This is a genomic window from Bacillus infantis (assembly GCF_020171945.1).
GTDB lineage: Bacteria > Bacillota > Bacilli > Bacillales > Cytobacillaceae > Bacillus_AB > Bacillus_AB infantis_A.
Map to the genome: position 1 here is coordinate 270,074 of NZ_JAIVAP010000006.1, position 18,385 is coordinate 288,458.

Annotated in this window: 14 protein-coding genes and 3 riboswitches; of the genes, 11 read left to right on the forward strand and 3 right to left on the reverse strand. The window is 45.9% G+C overall.

The window, feature by feature from the left end:
* Positions 1-254: 254 nt before the first annotated feature.
* Positions 255-824 (reverse strand): transposase, encoded by a 570-nt coding sequence (locus LCM00_RS12435; RefSeq protein ID WP_224902204.1) that lies wholly within the window; start codon positions 822-824, stop codon positions 255-257.
* A gap of 234 nt (positions 825-1,058) precedes the next feature.
* On the opposite strand from LCM00_RS12435, the gene LCM00_RS12440 reads away from it, so the two are divergent.
* Positions 1,059-2,075, forward strand: a complete 1,017-nt coding sequence (locus LCM00_RS12440) for an S-layer homology domain-containing protein (RefSeq protein WP_224902207.1) — start codon at positions 1,059-1,061, stop codon at positions 2,073-2,075.
* 369 nt (positions 2,076-2,444) lie between these two features.
* On the opposite strand, the gene LCM00_RS12445 is transcribed toward LCM00_RS12440, so the two are convergent.
* A complete protein-coding gene (locus LCM00_RS12445) occupies positions 2,445-3,203 on the reverse strand; it encodes a DUF4184 family protein (protein WP_224902210.1) in 759 nt (252 codons plus the stop codon).
* A 256-nt stretch (positions 3,204-3,459) separates the two neighbouring features.
* On the opposite strand from LCM00_RS12445, the gene LCM00_RS12450 reads away from it, so the two are divergent.
* Positions 3,460-5,658, forward strand: a complete 2,199-nt coding sequence (locus LCM00_RS12450; protein WP_224902213.1) for a 5'-nucleotidase C-terminal domain-containing protein — start codon at positions 3,460-3,462, stop codon at positions 5,656-5,658.
* Positions 5,659-5,825: 167 nt separating this feature from the next.
* On the opposite strand, the gene LCM00_RS12455 is transcribed toward LCM00_RS12450, so the two are convergent.
* Positions 5,826-7,334: an alpha/beta hydrolase gene (locus LCM00_RS12455; protein WP_224902216.1), complete on the reverse strand. Its 1,509-nt coding sequence runs from the start codon at positions 7,332-7,334 to the stop codon at positions 5,826-5,828.
* A gap of 183 nt (positions 7,335-7,517) precedes the next feature.
* Positions 7,518-7,600, forward strand: a riboswitch (cyclic di-GMP riboswitch).
* Between the two features lie 99 nt (positions 7,601-7,699).
* On the opposite strand from LCM00_RS12455, the gene LCM00_RS12460 reads away from it, so the two are divergent.
* The 9 genes from LCM00_RS12460 (at position 7,700) to LCM00_RS12495 (ending at position 18,212) form a co-directional block, all read left to right on the forward strand.
* Entirely contained in the window at positions 7,700-7,927 is a 228-nt protein-coding gene (locus LCM00_RS12460) for a hypothetical protein (RefSeq protein WP_224902219.1), read from the forward strand.
* A gap of 239 nt (positions 7,928-8,166) precedes the next feature.
* Positions 8,167-8,253, forward strand: a riboswitch (cyclic di-GMP riboswitch).
* A gap of 16 nt (positions 8,254-8,269) precedes the next feature.
* The gene (locus tag LCM00_RS12465) at positions 8,270-8,422 is read left to right on the forward strand and encodes an anti-repressor SinI family protein (RefSeq protein ID WP_224902223.1); all 153 of its coding nucleotides are present in this window, start codon (positions 8,270-8,272) and stop codon (positions 8,420-8,422) included.
* A gap of 318 nt (positions 8,423-8,740) precedes the next feature.
* A complete protein-coding gene (locus LCM00_RS12470; RefSeq protein ID WP_224902226.1) occupies positions 8,741-9,397 on the forward strand; it encodes a 5-bromo-4-chloroindolyl phosphate hydrolysis family protein in 657 nt (218 codons plus the stop codon).
* Positions 9,394-10,566: a toxic anion resistance protein gene (locus LCM00_RS12475; protein WP_224902229.1), complete on the forward strand. Its 1,173-nt coding sequence runs from the start codon at positions 9,394-9,396 to the stop codon at positions 10,564-10,566. The genes LCM00_RS12470 and LCM00_RS12475 overlap by 4 nt, the downstream gene beginning before the upstream one ends.
* A gap of 237 nt (positions 10,567-10,803) precedes the next feature.
* Positions 10,804-10,889: riboswitch (cyclic di-GMP riboswitch) on the forward strand.
* 23 nt (positions 10,890-10,912) lie between these two features.
* A complete protein-coding gene (locus LCM00_RS24650) occupies positions 10,913-11,047 on the forward strand; it encodes a hypothetical protein (RefSeq protein ID WP_263623339.1) in 135 nt (44 codons plus the stop codon).
* 363 nt (positions 11,048-11,410) lie between these two features.
* On the forward strand, positions 11,411-13,108 hold the full coding sequence (locus tag LCM00_RS12480; RefSeq protein ID WP_224902231.1) for a serine hydrolase domain-containing protein: 1,698 nt from the start codon (positions 11,411-11,413) through the stop codon (positions 13,106-13,108).
* A 13-nt stretch (positions 13,109-13,121) separates the two neighbouring features.
* Positions 13,122-15,206, forward strand: coding sequence for a glycoside hydrolase family 3 protein (locus LCM00_RS12485; protein WP_224902234.1), 2,085 nt, complete (start codon positions 13,122-13,124; stop codon positions 15,204-15,206).
* A gap of 133 nt (positions 15,207-15,339) precedes the next feature.
* The gene (locus LCM00_RS12490) at positions 15,340-16,584 is read left to right on the forward strand and encodes an exo-beta-N-acetylmuramidase NamZ family protein (RefSeq protein ID WP_404802158.1); all 1,245 of its coding nucleotides are present in this window, start codon (positions 15,340-15,342) and stop codon (positions 16,582-16,584) included.
* A 1,202-nt stretch (positions 16,585-17,786) separates the two neighbouring features.
* A complete protein-coding gene (locus tag LCM00_RS12495) occupies positions 17,787-18,212 on the forward strand; it encodes a hypothetical protein (RefSeq protein WP_224902240.1) in 426 nt (141 codons plus the stop codon).
* The last annotated feature ends 173 nt before the right edge of the window (positions 18,213-18,385 follow it).

The following is an 18,385-nucleotide window of genomic DNA, read 5'->3' on the forward strand; positions in this document are numbered from 1 at the left end:
CAAAAACCGGATGAAAAAACACACAAAAACAACACCATTCCGACAAATTACATATTCCTTTATTATACCGCATTTGGCGGGAGTCTAAAAGGCGGGGGTGGAGGTTGGAGGTGGAGGAGGTGACGGGCACCTATACCAGTTGAGTGTGGTGGAGGGGGTGACAGGCACCTATACCGGTTGGGTGTGGTGGAGAAGGTGACAGGCACCTATACCAGTTAAAGGCAGTGGTATAGGTACCTGTCACCCAATAAAAACTATTCTATACTCTCTTCATATTTCTTCATCATCCACGTACAATAGGCCGTTTTTCTTTGGGCATCTGTTTTTCCGGTGAAAAGATTATACACCTCGGAGATATTCATATAGTCGGGAAGATTTCTTCGGCTGGGTTCAAAGTAGGGGAAGCTGGACCAGCGATAGTCCAGGGGGTGATCGACAATTGAGGCTTTGACAGGGTTTAAGTGGATATAGCGGCTGACCTCTAGGAGGCCGTATGAATCATAAATAGGTTTGCTGAAATACCTCTTTTCAAATACATGCCCCTGTACTTCATAGCGCTTATTAAAATAATCTGCGTAAGCTTTGTTCAAATTTCTCATCACTCCGGGGAGCGGCACTTTCTGTGTCCGGAGCAGCAGGTGAAAGTGATTGCTCATCAGGCAGTAGCTTGCCAGCTCCAGGCCGGTCTTACGATGAAAGTAATGTAGAAGATTCATAAATGACACAAAATCATGATCCTCCTGGAACAGGTCAGCCCGCCAATTTCCCCTGCTTACGACATGGTGAAAGTGATGGGGGCTCCAGATTCTTTTTGGTCTTACCATAACATCCTCCTTGCGAATAAATTTAGACTCCTTAACTATTCAACAAACCTTTCGCAATTCCTTCTATGCAGAGGGATTTCGACAAAAATCGGGAGGTACCTGTCACCAGTTAAAAATCCCTTTTTTTGCATATAGTAAATTCCAATAGTTTAGTATATTATCCATTTAGCAGTATAAATTTTTTCTATTTTGGAAGGGGAAAAAAGCTTGAAGGCTATTAGGATTTTTCTTGTCATGTTATTCGCATTTATACCGTTTCAGTCAGCATTTGCAGCAGAGGGGAAAACGCTGGATGCCTATCTTCCAGTTGATTTGGATTCGGAGCATTGGGCATATGATGCGATTGATGATTTGATCAATGCAGACATCATTGAGGGCTCTATGGATTCAGAGAACAATATGTATGTTAAGCCATCCGCCAATATTACGAGAGCTGAGTTTGTAAAAATTATTGTCAGCGGCCTTGGACTGAAGCATGAAGGAGCAGGAACTGAGTTTCCTGATGTAAAGTCAAATAAGTGGTACTACAGCTATGTTAAAACTGCCAGCAGCCTTGGAATTATCAGTGGTAATCCGGACGGTACTTTTGGGCCGGATAAGAAAATCACCCGTGCAGAAATGACCAAGGTCATTGTCTTGGCTTTCCAGGAATCAGTTGATTTTTCAGCAAAGGGTTTAAGCTTCAGTGATGTTTCAAAAAGCAGCTGGGCATACGAGTTTATCAACAAAGCTGCAGCAGCTGAGATTGTAAATGGTTATGGGGAAGTTTTTAAACCTGGGAAAACGGCTACAAGGGCAGAAGCAATAGTGATGATCCACAGGGCACTGCACAAAGAACAGTCTGACCTGCCAAAGGAAGCTGATATCATTTCATTCCTTGAAGGGCATATCAAAGCTGAAAATGATTTAGTTGAGGCTGATTCATACGAAGAGCTTGCAGCACTTTATGAAAAAAATGCGATGGGCTATTACAAGGCAGAGGGACTCGAGTTCGGCCTTCCTGAATTTTTTGAGGATGGTACAGAGTTCAATGCAGAAATTAACGATGAGAACCTGGAACTTACTATCCTTGAAGCATCCAACCGTTTTGTAACTGTAGAAATGACGGGCCTTATGATCAAAATGGACTTTAAAGACAGTACTGGTTCAATGAATATGGAAACCAGCTTAGAAGGAGAATATAATTTAAGATTGGATCCTGTAAGCGGAAGCTGGAAGATATACAGCTTTTATCCATACTTTGAGGAATAAAAAAGAGGGCTGCTGAAGAATTTCAGCAGCCATTTTTTTAGAAAAAGGGAAAAAAGTCTCTATATTCCTAAGGTTATATGGATTGTAGTTTGAGCTAGATTTTTAAAGGAAAGTATCGATTTCGTTTGAATTTCAGGCTCAGAATCGAAATGTGGAAGGCTCCTCAACTTTAGTAATATAAAGTAGTAGTGTTAGCAACGAATTGAATAAGTATGGCGTGTTCATGCTCGCCCGGTTTCAGTTTGGCTAATCAATTTTACTACTAATACTAAATCTCCACTTTGGCACTTCTTAATTGAAGTGTCCTTTTTTATGCTTAAAAGAATATTGACATTAAATTTACAGAGATTACTTCGATGGCAAATATCCTCAACTTTCTGCCGCGGCTAATTTTGCCCTATTTTTCAGGTCCTCTTTAATAGATATAACCAGGATCCCAATCAAAAATGAATCGATGATCCTGACAATGATAATGCCGTAGCTATTGATTGACAGATGATCGATTAGATGCCAGAAAAAGAAAACTGCGCATGCCGTCACGGCTGCGGAAGACCAATAGGCAAGCTTCTGAAATGGGGAGGTCTGAACGCTTCCAGTTCTGCCCTGAGCCCTGGTTCTGTAAAATAGATATCCAAGGATAATAAGAATTCCGCACAGCGTACTGCCATGCTGCAGGATTTTATACAGAGGTACAGAGAAATCAAATAATGTAAAGGATCTTGAAAGGTATGGGAGTGTGCGCACCATAAATCCATTGGCGTGGGTAAAAGCATCCCAGGCAATATGTGTGAACATTCCAAACAGGGCAGAATAGCAAAATACAATAAATTTAAATCCTAAGCTCCCATGCTGCTTATTCCTTGCTGTATCCTGCAGGAACCATGGCAGGTGATCTATTAGCGGGCGATGGATAAAAGTATGAAATATAAAATAAACCAATGCGGCTAAGGGCAGATTAAAGAAAAAGAACCCGGCCAGTTCGTGTCCGATCTCTCCGGCTGGCCTGCCCCTTAAAAAATATTCGAAATCGGGGGCCATACTGCCAAGGACCAGGGCGGAAAAATTGATGTATTTGCTTTTTCTGGAAAACAAGAGGACGGCAGCTGGGTGTGCAAAAGTTAAAGGCATATTGAAATCTCCTCCATAATCGCTCTGATACTAACATTAAAACCGATTACAATACTTCGCAAATCTTTTTATGCAGACTTTTTAAAAAGTTAATCAAAATTTTACAAAAAAAATCACTATCCTATTCTCTCATTTGTTAAAATGTATATGGGACTGTCGGAATGATGCTAAAAGTAACAATAAACAGAAATTAGCATGATTCTTTAGTCGTGTTTAACCATATTGCTCTATAACTTAAACTGGGGGGAACGGTTGAATGTCTTACATACCAAAGTCTTATCGCAAATTTTTAGCAGTAGCAGCTACTGCTGCAGTGGTTACCTCTGCAGCATCTCCAGCAGCATCAGCTGCAGAAGTGAAGAAATTTCCTGATGTCAAGGAAAGCCATTGGGCAGCAAAGGAAATTCAAGCCCTGGTAAGCGCGGGGATTATTAAAGGATATGAGGATGGAACGTTTAAACCTGGACAGGCAATAATCAGAGGCCAGGCAGCCCACCTGCTGGCGGAAGCCCTTGAACTTCCTGTGCCGGCAAACCTGGAAGTATTCTCAGATGTCAGCAAAGATTCATTCTATGCTAAATCAATTGCAGCTGCTAAAGAAGCTGGCATATTTGAAGGAGCGTATGGGAAGTTCGGCCTTAAGGATGAACTGACACGTGAACAGATGGCTTCTGTATTGGTCAGAGCCTTTGATTTAAAAGATAATAATACAGAAGTTTCTTTTACAGACTGGGATAAAATTAAAGAGGTTCACCAGGAGGATGTAAAAATCCTCGCTCAGCATGGAATTACAATTGGGATGAAGGATGGTTCGTTTGATCCAGCCAGTCCAGTAAATCGCGCTTCATTTGCAGCCTTCTTGTACCGTGCCCTGGAGAATGCCAAGAACAATGACTATTTTGAGTTATCATTAATGCATACAAATGACACACACGCTCACCTTGATTCTGTTGCAAAGAGGGCAACAGCCATAAATGAGGTAAGGGCAGAAAAGCCGGATGCTTTATTGCTTGATGCCGGCGATGTAATGTCTGGAACATTGTACTTCAATGAATATAAAGGACAAGCTGACCTTGAATTCATGAACATGCTTGGATATGATGCCATGACATTCGGCAACCATGAATTTGATTTAGGATCAAGCCCAGAAGGACATAAAGCCTTGACTGAATTTGTAAAAGGAGCATCCTTCCCGCTTGTCAGCTCTAATGTAGATTTCTCGAAGGATGAGCTGTTTAATGGCCTTTTCCATAGCGGAGAAGTTACCGAAAAACCGGCGGATGGCAATATCTACAATGGTATTATTAAAGAAGTAAACGGAGAGAAAATCGGTATCTTCGGATTAACGACTGCTGAAACAGCAGATATCTCCAGCCCGGAAAAAGTGGAATTCAAAAATTATATCGAAGAAGCTGAAAAGACAGTCGACGCATTTGAAGAAAAAGGGGTCGACAAAATCATTGCGCTCTCCCACCTGGGATATGATGATAACGCTGCTTATGATAACGACCTTGAACTGGCTAAGTATGTCGACGGCATTGATGTAATAGTTGGAGGCCACAGCCATACTGAATTGGATAAGCCGGTCGTCATCATGAAGGATGAAAACGGTGCTGTGAAGGATCCTACCATCATTGTTCAAGCGTACCAGTACGGTGATTTCCTGGGAACATTGGATGTCGACTTTGATGATGAAGGAAAAGTGGTAGGACAGGCAGGAAAATTAATCAAAGTAGCAGATCAGAAAGAAGATCCAAAGGCTGCGCAGCTGCTTAAAAAGTACTCTGATAAAATCAGTGAAGTAAAAAACACTGAATCAGGCGGCACAGCAGTTAAGGCTCTCGCTAATCCGCGTACTGGGGAAGGCAGCACAATCAGTGTAAGAAACAGCGAAACTGAGCTTGGAAACCTAATTACGGACGGAATGCTGGATAAGGCGAAAGAATTGAAGCCGGAGACAGTGATTGCCATGCAAAATGCAGGCGGAATCCGTGCCCCAATCGATGAAGGCTCTATCACATTAGGAGATATCCTGACTGTTATGCCTTTCGGAAATACATTGGCAACAATGAAGCTGACTGGTGCAGAAATTACAGAAGCCCTGGAGCATAGTGTTAGCCAGGCTCCAAAAGAAAACGGCGGATTCCTTCACGTATCAGGATTGAAAGTGAAGTATGACAGCAGCAAGCCTGCTGGCAGCAGAGTCGTGTCAGTTGAGGTTGAGGAAAAAGAGGGCGAGTTCACTGCACTCGACAAAACAAAAGAATACACAATTGCCACAAATGCCTTTACAGCAAAAGGCGGCGATGGATTTGACGTATTTGCTGACGCATACGCAGCAGGCCGTGTAACAGACCTCGGATTGGCTGACTGGGAAAACCTGCGTGATTACGTTGCAAAACTCAAAACAGTAGAACCAAAAGTTGAAGGCAGAATTGTAGACGTAGCAAAGTAAATAATCCAAAAAGTAAACTTAAAAAATAACAAAAGGACAGCGGCACACAGCCGCTGTCCTTTTCACATGCACAAAACTTATGGAGTTGTCCATTCTCGGTGTCAGGCACGGAGCACCGGGCTCGGAGCCAGGCACGCTGCACCAGGTACGAAGCACAAGCAGGGTTTTTAAGCTGTTTCCCAGGTTTCGATTGGAGACATGCTGACTTTCTGGTACAGGTCGCTGATTTCTTTATGAAGCTTGGTGTCCTCTGAGGATAGCTTCAGGAGGAGCTGCATATCATTCAATGCATCGGAAATTTCCCTTAAATGCAAGTGCTGCTTATAGGTCAGGTTTAGCAGTCTGATGATGGACAGCTCCAAATCCCGCCGGTAGTCATCTGCCCATTTGGCCTTGAACTGAGGCAGCAGCTTTGCCGGGATTTTGCCCGCTGCTTTTGCTTTTAAAACCTTCATTGCAGCCCAGTCCTCTGCTTCCAGCGCCTGGTCCAGCAGACGGCTGAACTGAAGGGCGTCAATATCTATATCCCGATTTATCGATATAATATTGTTCTCGATCGTGAAAGGATCCGGGATTCCTCCTCCTTGAAAGATCTTGCGCAGGTGAGTCAGGCTGACGCGAAGCTGATTTTGGGCATTGGCAACCGGAAGTCCAGGCCAAAAAATCTCTGTCAGGATATTTCTTGAAACCGGTCCGTGAAGGCTCAGATAAGCGAGAATTTCCTTTGCCTTCCGCTGGTTCCATTTTCCTTCAATCACCGTATTGCCGGCTGTCACCTTAAATTCATCAAGCATAAAGAGATGGATTTTATCCTCATTAGGAGGTGGTGTCTCAAACGCAGCCTCCAATTGGAGAAGCAGTTTTTGGGTGTAAGAGCTTCCCGCTTCAGGCTTCACTTCGGCCATTACTGCCGGGCTGGCCAAAAACTCACGGCATTTGGCCACAGTCAATTCAGGCTGATCCAGTTGGATTAAATGGGAAGCGGAAGGGATGATATATTTTCTGCTCTGCCTGATATAGTCGCTGCTTAGCATGACGAGGGAGGCTGGATAGAAGTGATCAAATTCCCCGGCCAAAAATAAAACAGGTATATTCATATGTCTAAAATTAATGATTGAATGCCCGGATATTAATTCCCTTGCCAAAGAATATGTATACAAATCAAGCCTCGAGCAGGCATCCTTTAACAGAAAATAATTGGATCCAATCGATTTATAAAGGAGATGGCTGATCCAAAAATCTGAAAGCCCTTCTTTGTCCAGAAGCGGCAAGCTATCCTCTGAGGGGGCTTTTCTGATGCAATCAGCCAAATTTACGGCAGGGGTTGAAAAGACAATGAACGAAAGGATGCTGTCCGGGTTCAGTTCCTGCCATTGGGAGCCAAAGTACGCCCCCAGGCCCTGCCCGACAAAGTGGAAACAAGTGGAACGTGTCTCTGCCAGGATAGATTCGAAATCCATATTTAAAGTATTCCATTCCAGAGTTCCCTCTGCAGCGCTGCTGTGCCCGTGCCCTCTAAAGTCAAATGTTATAGTGTGATAGTTTGCCAACTGTGGAAGAATAAGCTTCCAAACAGTGCTGTCAAGACCCAGTCCGTGTGCGAGGACCAAGGTCTCAGCATCCGGGTTGGCTGATCTATTCAACTCAAAGCTTATTCCTCGTTTAGTCGTCTTCATGTTGTCCTCCGATGGTTCATTTTGGTAAAAGTTATTAACTTTATTATCGGCATAACTTTACCTTTTTTTAGAAAAAATAAAACTTTAGAATATAGAGGTTCAGAAACTTTTGGCCTATTTTTTAAACTATGTCTTTTCTGTGATTGAAATACAAGGACAAAAGTAATATGATAATAGTATGAAAATTGAAAAAGGCAAACTTATTGAAAAGTAGGGACGCAAAGCCGCGAGTCTAAGGCGCAAGCTATGATCGTCGGGCTGCCAGGGTGATAACGTGGAATAGCTTTGAATCTAATTCTTAGTACTTTCAGAGCTAATCGGCCGAACCTTTTGGCGCAGTTACTGGAAGGAAAGGATGAGAAAACATGAGTTTTTTTGGTACAGCGGAGTTTTTTGAGGAGCAGCTGAGAAAGGCTGCAGAGAGCGGAAAGAATCTCTCAGTGAGCATATCACAGCTTGAGCAGGAGCTGAATTATAATTTCATCTGTACAGACAGCCTCCGCAAGGAATGCCTGGCCAACCTGATGGCTGCAGGCAGGAAGATCGATCGCCAGCTGTCATCATATAGCGAAAAACATGCTGCAGTTGTGTAGCAAAAAAAGAGAGTGGAGGAATTATTCCTTCACTCTCTTTTTTCTATTTGCTGATCAGGTTGCAAATGGGTGACAGGCACCTGAATATTCTGAATTCGGCCGAAAATTAATTCTCCATCTTAGCCGCAGCCTTTTTTTGCACGCTGGTTCGACAAATTACGGGAGGCAAATGTCACTATTTGTTACCAAAAAAAGGTTTATTATTATCTTTATAAAGGGTAGATATACCCATCTTTAAATTTTGTGAAATGCAAACTTATTGAAAAATAAGGGCGCAAAGCCTCGGGTCTAAGGTTCCATAGGGCTATGATGGCCGGGCTGCCGCATTAGGAGACTGTTGAGATGGGGTTGCCGGAAAAGGTTGATAGGGATTGGCTTGAATTGATCTTAGAAGCAAAGAGCAGCGGGATTTCATTAGAGGAAATCCATAGCTTCATCAATGGCACTCACCTATATTGGAGTTCAGCACAGAATGAAGAGAAGGGAGATAATTAACAAGGGACAGCGGTTGACTATACATAATGTGACTGTAGTGTTAAATCTAACGGTTTAACACTATTTTTTTGCATACATACTTTTCGACAATATTCGGGAGGTGCCTGTCACCCGCTTCTGCAGTCACCATTCTCTACGCCTCAAGACCTACCCAATCTTACAGTCCTGGTCTATGGAAAAGAGGAGTTTTATCGTGTATTGTTGAATTAAATAAGATAATCTTACTTTTTCTGTCAGGCGGAGAGTTTGGGTGAAACCTATCCCCTCTTCATCCGTATGTACTGGTAAAGCAGGATTTTATGTCAGGAGTCGATATGAATGAACCGGATTGTTTCGTTTCTTATAGGCACAGTACTGGCTGTCCCGCTCGCCGGGTCGGTCTGGACGGTCAGCTATTTCGGATTTGACCAGACGTTTTTCTTATCTGGGCTGATAGCAGGCGGAGCGGCCGCGCTGGTGTATCTATCCGCATTCCAGATCGGGCATGTCCGTTTCCTTAGGAAGCACGGGCTGACGCGAAGGGAATACAAGTATATTAAGACAAACCTTGCAGAAGGGAAAAAGAAAATTTCCCGCCTGCACAAATCATTGTTTGCGATCCGCCATCTTCCTTCTTTGAAGCAGCGGATTGAATTGATGAGGATCACAAGGAAGATTTACAGGCTGACGAAGAAAGAGCCGAAGCGTTTTTACCAGGCGGAACGGTTTTATTTTTCCCATCTGGATTCACTGGTGGAAATGACCGAGAAATATGTTTTCCTTTCCACCCAGCCGAAGAAGAACCTTGAAATCGACCAGTCGCTGCTGGAAACCCGAAGGACCATCAATGAACTCTCCCAGACAGTGGAGAAGGATTTATACGAAGTGATTTCCAATGATATTGATAACCTTAACTTTGAAATAGACGTGGCAAAAAACTCGATCAAAACATGGAAGGAAAACCGATTACCTGAAGAAAGCAGGAGGCTGAAATGAGCGAACAAAACCCATCATTAACGAAAAAGACGAGCAGTCTTATGGATGATATCCTTGCCGATCCATTTGGCGACATGAATGGCGGACCTGCCCTGGAGCTTGCGAAGGAACAAAAACAGGTAAAGCTCATAGACGTAATCCCGGAGGAAAACCGGGCACGCGCCTATCAGATCGCCGAGCAGATCGATCCGCGCAACCACCAGGCCATGATTGCCTATGGGACCCAGGCTCAGACAAAGCTGCTCACCTTCTCGCACAGCATGCTCGAGCATGTCCAAAAGAAGGATATCGGCGAGGTCGGTGACATCATCAATGACCTGATGAAGCGACTCAATGACATGAACCCGGATGAATTGAAGCAGGGCAAGCAGTCGCTGTTTTCCCGCATGTTTGGAAAAATATCCGATTCTGTCCAGGAGATCCTCTCCAAATATCAAAAGACAGGCGCCCAGATCGACCGGATCAGCGTAAAGCTGGACCGCAGCAAAAATGTCCTTTTATCTGATATCCATATGCTCGAGAAGTTATATGATACGAACAAGGAGTATTTCCACGCTCTCAATGTCTATATTGCAGCGGGCGAAATCAAGCTCGAGGAGCTTCATGAGCAGACAATCCCGCAGATGAGGAAGGAAGCGGAAGCATCAGGCGACCAGATGAAATTCCAGGAAGTCAATGATATGCTTCAGTTTGCGGACAGGCTGGACAAGAGGCTGTACGATCTGAAGCTGAGCCGGGAAATAACGATTCAATCCGCTCCGCAGATCCGCCTGATCCAAAACACCAACCAGGCCCTTGTCGAAAAAATTCAGGCATCCATCAACACCGCCATCCCCCTGTGGAAAAACCAGGTGGCGATTGCCTTGACCCTTATCCGCCAGCGCCATGCGGTTGAAGCCCAGAAGCAGGTTTCAAAAACAACAAATGAGCTGCTATTGAAAAACGCGGAAATGCTGAAAACCAATACCATTGAAACCGCCAAGGAAAATGAGCGCGGCCTCGTGGATATTGAAACGCTCAAGAAAACCCAGGAAAACCTTATTTCCACACTGGAAGAAACACTCCGGATCCAGGAGGAGGGCCGCAATAAGCGGCGCCAGGCAGAAAGTGACCTGGCTTCCATGGAAAATGAACTGCGCCAGAAGCTGCTTGATATAAAAAGTTCGTAAAAGCCTGCACTGCAGGCTTTTTTATTTTGCTAATTAGGTTTATTTTCTGTTGGTTAGGGTAATTATCCACTAGTCCTCGATAAGTGCCAATTTTTGTATATACATAAAAGGGGCCATATGTCACCCACTTTTGCTGGTAAAATGGATATTTTCTTAAGGAAATTTGACAAAATACCGCAAAATAGGACAAAAGTCTGTTAATATGGTAAAGGATTTACCGATATTAAAGGCGTATGTCTTTTCTAAGGGCAAAATCACTGAAAAGTGATGACGCAAAGCTAAAGGGGCCTCTGCCAAATCGGCAACGCCAGCCAGCTGCCATCATACTAGAAGGAGTTTTGAGTTGATGTCTAAATATTGGATGACACCTGAGGAAATACAGAAGAAGAAAGCAAGAAACAAAATGCTATTATACGTATCTTTTTTTACAGCTACAATTTTAATCAGTGCGATTGTGACCTTGCTTGCCAATCAAATTTAATCAGCATAGTAAAAGAATGGCCTCTCTGGAGGCCATTTTTTTGTCTCCATATAAGTGGCGGTGTTTTTGGCTGCTTTCTTTTGACTTTTCTCTCCAGTCTGTCCGCAGTGGCTTCAGCCATCGAATCCCCGATATTCGGTTTGTTTAGCCATTCACCATGCCTTTGTCGAACAAATCCTCCCATCTGTCCAGGACGATAGTCATTGTTCTGGCGTCGGATGAGCCTTGACTAGGTCCTCTTTGGTATAGACATCTATACACTTATTTCGTTAACCTAAAGATGTAATTATTTGAATTTTTAAACTAAAGGAGGAGGGCAGAAGAAAATCCGTTCTGTTCAGAGATGATAAAAGGAGGAATAAGATGAAGAATAAGTCTGTGAAAGTGACATTGGCTGCCATCCTGAGCCTCAGCGCTGTGGCACCTGCAGTTATGGCAAGCGACAGTACTGAAGCAAAAGAAAGAGCGGGGGATCCGGAAATGAGTTCTTCAAAGTTTATGCCTCCTGTTCCATTTTCATGGGATCATCCGGGAAAATCATCGCCGGTGCTTCACCCGGGATCTGCCAGGGGTGCAGGTATGGTTGAGGGCCCGCTCAATGAAATCGATGGAATCATGGAGGATATGATTGATTCCAGGGTGATGCCCGGTGCAGTGGCACTTGTGGCCCGCCGCGGCCATATCGTTAAGCACGAAGCATATGGCATGGCTTATCAGTACAAGGATGACGGAATGACAGAAGCCGAGCAGCCTATCTCCATGGCGAAGGACACCATCTTTGACCTTGCTTCCATCAGCAAAATCTTTACAACAACAGCCGCTATGCAGCTGTATGAAAAAGGCCTCTTCCATCTTGATGATCCGGTGGCTGATTATCTGCCTGAGTTTGCAGCCGGCGGCAAGGAAGAGGTGACCATCAGGCAGCTGATGACCCATACCTCCGGATTCACGGCCTGGATCCCTCTTTATTCACAGGGAAACAGCCGCGAAGACCGTATCTCGAACGCCCTGCAATATCCGCTTGCCAATGAGCCGGGGAGCACCTATACATACAGCGACCTCAACATGATCGCCCTCGGAGCCCTTATTGAAAAACTATCAGGCAAACGCCTGGACGAATATGTTAAAGAGCATATTACCAAGCCTCTTGGAATGAATGATACCATGTATAATCCGCCTGAAAGTCTGAAGGACAGGATTGCAGCGACTGAATATCAGCCTGCCCTTGGGCGCGGCCTTGTCTGGGGCGAGGTCCATGATGAAAACGCATGGTCGCTTGATGGCGTCGCCGGACATGCAGGGGTATTCTCCACGGCAGGAGACCTGGCGAAGTTTGCCCATATGTACGTAAACGAAGGCACATATGGAGGCAAGCGAATCTTGAAAAAAGAAACAGTCAGGACGCTGACGGAAAATCAGATTCCCCAGTTTCCCGGCGATGACCACGGCCTCGGATGGGAGCTGAATCAGGGATGGCTCGGTGATGCACTGACAGATAAGGATTCACTGAGCCACACAGGCTACACAGGCACATCGGTTGTCATCTCCCAGAAAAATGACACCATTGCCATCCTGCTGACCAACCGGGTCCATCCGACAAGGAATACCGTTTCAACGAATCCTGCCAGAAGGGCATTTGCAAGGCAGGTGGCAGACAGCATTCCGGTCAGCATCCCCGGCAAGAAGCCCGCGTGGTTCTCTGGCTATGGAGATAACACAGAAAAGAGCCTGACAGCTGAAGTCGAACTGCATTCGCAGGCAGTTCTCTCTTTTGAAACCTGGCACAGGATTGAAGAAAACAGCGATTATGGCTATCTGGAAATCTCGGCAGACGGCACAAATTGGACTGAAGTCAAGACCTTTACCGGAAACACCGAGAGCTGGAGTACGGTTAAAGCCGAGCTTCCTGCAGATACTAAGCTCATTCGCTTTCGCTACAAAACCGATGCCACCGTCAACGGCAGAGGCTGGTATTTGGATGATATAAAAATCTCGCCTAAAAAAGGCAAACTCATAAAGCCTGAGTTTGCGAGTGAAGACTGGCAAAAGCGCAGCTATTAAATGTTGAGGAGGAATGGCTTTGAAAAAGCTCAAAATGATTGTAATGACTTTTCTGGTTCTTATCCTTGGATTCTCCGCCTGGCTGCAGCCTGCAGCGGCGGCAGGCAATAATAAGGTGAAGGATCTCGTCCTCCTGCAGAACCTGCCGGAATTCGAGGTGCAATTCAGCGGAAAAACCCTGCAGCTTAAAGCACTGCATGTTTATAAGGATGGCCATTTTCTAGGAGTCTCCAAGAATCTTGACTGGAGTTCCTCCAATAAAACGGTCGCTAGGGTATCTGATGACGGAACTGTGACTCTGTCAGGAAAGAACGGCCGTACCTTCATTACCGTAACAGATGGAAAAAATAAAGACCGCATCGCCATTGATGCGAAGGATCGCAAAGCCGGCTTCCAGGCAGAGATCCGCAAGGAAAAATCAAAGCGCTATCAGCTGATTGACGGGGCTGTCAAAGCAATGAAGCTCGAAGAAAAAGTCGGGCAGATGCTCATGCCGGATTTCCGGACTTGGAAAGGCCAGAATGTAACAGAAATCCAGCCGGAAATTGAAGCGCTGGTGAAAAAATACCATCTCGGGGGCGTCATTCTTTTCCGCGAGAATGTCGTGACAACCGAGCAGACAACAAAGCTGGTTTCACAATACCAGGATGCTTCTGAAAAATACGGGCTCCTGATGACGATTGACCAGGAAGGAGGCATTGTCACCCGCCTGCAGTCCGGAACTGATATGCCGGGCAATATGGCCCTGGGTGCCGCCCGCTCTCCGGAAACCGCCGAAAAGGTGGGGAAAGCCATCGGTGAAGAGCTTGCCGCCCTCGGCATCAATACGAACTTCGCACCTGTTATGGATGTCAATAATAACCCTGATAACCCGGTCATCGGCGTCCGCTCCTTTGGGGAAGACCCTGAGCTTGTAGCTGAAATGGGCGTAGCTTATACAAAGGGACTGCAGTCAGCAGGCGTCGCGGCAACTGCGAAGCACTTCCCTGGCCACGGCGACACAGCAGTCGATTCTCACCTTGGATTGCCTGAGGTCCCGCATGATAAAGAGCGATTGAAGGAAGTGGAGCTTTATCCGTTCCAGAAAGGCATGGAGGCCGGCATTGATGCCATCATGACGGCACATGTCACCTTCCCGAAAATCGATGATACAAAAGCCATTTCACAGAAAACGGGTGAAGAAATTGCTATCCCGGCAACCCTTTCCTACAAAGTTCTCACAGAATTGATGAGGGAAGAAATGGGCTATAAGGGAGTCATTACAACAGATGCGATGAATATGAACGCCATCGCTGAGCACTTTGGTCCGGTTGACGCAGCCATCCGCTCCGTCAAAGCAGGAACAGATATTGTCCTGATGCCGGTCGGACTAGAATCAGTCGCTGAAGGGCTACTGGCTGCTGTTAAATCAGGAGAAATCTCGGAAAAACGGATTGAAGCTTCTGTAAAGCGGATTCTGACTTTGAAGCTCAAACGGGGAATCATCAAAGAAGAAACACCGCAGGATCTGAGCGAAAAGATTGCCAATGCCCTTGAAGTCGTAGGCTCTGAGGAACATAAAGCGATTGAAAAGGAAGCTGCCCAGAAATCGATCACCCTTGTTAAAAACGAAGGAGCCCTTCCGCTATCAGCGGCAGACAGCGATACTATCCTCGTCATCGGCAACACCTATATTAACGATTTGGGGAAGGCAGTAAAAGCCCGCCATGCTAATACAGAAATCATTGCAACAGCTGACTTCAGCCTCACGGCAGAACAGCTGGAAAAGGCCAAAAATGCAAAGGCAGTCATCGTCGGTTCACATACATCTAATGTTTCCGGCCGCTCGCCTGACAGCGCCCAAATGAAAATGATCAACAAGCTGATCAGCGAGACAGATGCACCAGTCATCACAGTAGCCATCCGCAATCCTTATGACATCATGGCCGTGCCAGGCACAGATGCCTATCTTGCGCAGTACGGCTTCCGCCCGGCAAGCTTTGAAGCATCTGCAGCTGTCATTTTCGGAGAGTTCGCACCTACTGGAAAGCTTCCGGTTACAATCCCGTCGCTTGAAGGCGGAACTTTGTATGAATATGGCCACGGTTTGAGCTACTAAAGCAGCTGGCAGGAAGGCAATCTTCCTGCTAAGACTATTTTTTTCAATATGAAGGGTTCCGGTGCCTGGATTCCAGGGCTGGGACTTTTCTAAAAACCAGGGAGGGGTCACATTGAAAAAACGCTTGATCATTATGCTGTCATTGATTCTCGTACTTTCCGCCCTGTCTGCCGCAGCCTTCGCAGATAACGGAAAGCATAAAGGCAAAGATAAGAAAGCGAAGAAATTCGAGCTGGGCATCGAAGTGCTGCTCGATGATCAGAAGGAATTAATAGAAGGAAAGCGCGTCGGCCTGATCACCAATCCGACCGGCGTCGATCAGGAGCTTAATAGTATTGTAGATTTGCTTCATAATGATCCCGAAGTAGAGCTTACCGCCCTTTACGGACCTGAGCATGGTGTAAGGGGAAGCGCCCAGGCCGGGGAATATGTCGAGTTTTATACAGATGAAAAAACAGGCCTTCCTGTGTACAGCCTGTACGGGGCAACCAAAAAGCCGACCCCGGAAATGCTGGAAAACGTTGATGTCCTGCTGTTTGACATCCAGGATGTCGGCACCCGCTTTTACACCTATATCTACACAATGGCCTATGCAATGGAAGCAGCAAAAGAAAATGACATCCCATTCATCGTCCTCGACCGCCCGAATCCGCTTGGCGGCACTGAAGTGGAAGGGCCGGTTCTGGAAACACCGTACAAATCCTTTGTCGGCAATTACGAAATCCCGCTCCGCCATGGGATGACTGTCGGCGAGCTGGCCAAGCTGTTCAATGAGGAATTCGAGATTGGCGCAGACCTGACAGTTGTCAAAATGAAAGGCTGGAAGCGTGATATGTATTATGACGAAACTGGCCTCCAATTCGTCATGCCATCACCGAATATGCCGACGTTGGATACCGCTCTTGTATATCCGGGAGCTGCCTTGATTGAAGGCACCAATGTTTCGGAAGGCAGGGGGACAACCAAGCCATTCGAGCTCATCGGAGCACCGTTCATCAATGCCGATAATCTGGCACAGCAGCTCAACAGCCTGAACCTGAAGGGAGTCAGCTTCCGGGCTGCATCCTTCACACCATCGATTTCCAAGCATGCCGGCAAACTGTCCCATGGCATCCAGATCCATATCACAGACCGTGATGAATTTGAACCAGTTAAAACCGGACTGCATATCGTCAAAAGCATCCATGACCTGTATCCGGAGGACTTTGCATTCCGCGCTGAAGACAGCCGCGGCATCTCCTTCTTCGACCAGCTCATCGGAAACGGCTGGGTCCGCGACGCCATTGATGAAGGAAAATCCGTCGAATGGATTGAATCGCAGTGGAAGGATGAGCTTAAAGATTTTAATAAAGTGCGTAAGGATTATTTGATGTACTAAGCTGGTGCCAGGCACCGCCGCTTGTGATGCGGCGGTGTTTTTGTGTTTTGCCGGGCGATGGGGCCTGGCGTGGGAGCGATGGGATACATGAATGAGTGTTTAAGGAGTGAGTCATGCATACGAAGAGCCTGCTGGGATACATGAGAGAGCGTTTTGTGAGTGAGTCATGTATACGAAGAGCCTGCTGGGATACACGAGAGGGCGTTTTGTGAGTGAGCCATGTATATGAAGTGCCTGCTAGGATACATGAGAGAGCGTTTTGTGAGTGAGTCATGTATACGAAGAGCCTGCTGGGGTACATGAGAGGGCATTTAGAGAGTGAGTCATGTATACGAAGAGCCTGCTGGGATACATGAGAGGGCGTTTTGTGAGTGAGTCATGTATACGAAGAGCCTGCTGGGGTACATGAGAGGGCGTTTTGTGAGTGAGTCATGTATATGAAGAGCCTGCTGGGATACATGAGAGAGCGTTTTGTGAGTGAGTCATGTACACGAAGAGCCTGCTGGGATACATGAGTGAGCGTTTAGAGAGTGAGTCATGTATACGAAGAGCCTGCTGGGATACATGAGAGGGTGTTTTGTGAGTGAGTCATGTATACGAAGAGCCTGCTGGGATACATGAGAGAGTGTTTTGTAAGTGAGTCATGTATACGAAGAGCCTGCTGGGGTACATGAGTGAGTGTTTTGTGAGTGAGTCATGTATACGAAGAGCCTGCTGGGATACATGAGAGAGTGTTTTGTGAGTGAGTCATGTATACGAAGAGCCTGCTGGGATACATGAGAGGGCATTTAGAGAGTGAGTCATGTATATGAAGAGCCTGTTGGGATACATGAGTGAGCGTTTAGAAAGGGAGTTATGTATACGAAGAGCCTGCTGGGATACATGAGAGTGCGTTTAGAGAGTGAGTCATGTATACGAATAGCCTGCTGGGATACATGAGAGACCGTTTAGAAAGGGAGTCATGTACACGAAGAGCCTGATGGGATACATGAGAGGGCGTTTTGTGAGTGAGTCATGTATACGAAGAGCCTGCTGGGATACATGAGAGAGCATTTAGGGAGTGAGTCATGTATCCCAAAACATTTTCCCTCATAAGCAGCTCTCCCCTCTCCCAAAACATTTTCGCTAAAGACACGACTCCCTTTTACAGCCTCCGAAACCGGGTAAAAATAATAAAAACACAACATGAAGGACGTGATACCATGCCGCAAAAAGCCTATTTGATCAACACAAACCGTTCAGGCTGCCCGAATGGGAGGGATGAGAGGGATATGCTGGCTAATGCGAAGTGTGCGGCCTATTTTTCGCCGTGGAAGGAAAAGATCAAGAAGCTGCAGGAAGGGGATCTCGTGTTTTTATACAGCAACAAGAGGGGGATTATTGCACGGGGAGTGGCGACAGGAATTGTTCAGGCAGCCGATCATGAAGATGAGAACGGCATCCACTGGGATGAGGAGTATTATATGAAACTCCATGACTTCGATATTTTATCTTCCCCTATGCCTGCGGCCAGCATTTGCAGTGCTGCCGGGCAAAGGATTATGTTCGGCCAAACATTGACGCCGTTAAGAGGAGAGACGGGGAAAGCCATTTGGGATGTGATTACAGAGCATTATAATACCCGTTGAAACTTCTCCGTCTTCATTGTTGCATAAAGACCTTTCGACAAAATCCGGGAGGTGCCTGTGCTCGACCCCCTTATAATGGACAAATAGACCATCATAATTCGGTGATATACTAACATATAAGGGGGAATTAAAATGAACAAGCCTACTCGTAAAAGACACCTTGATCCCGATAT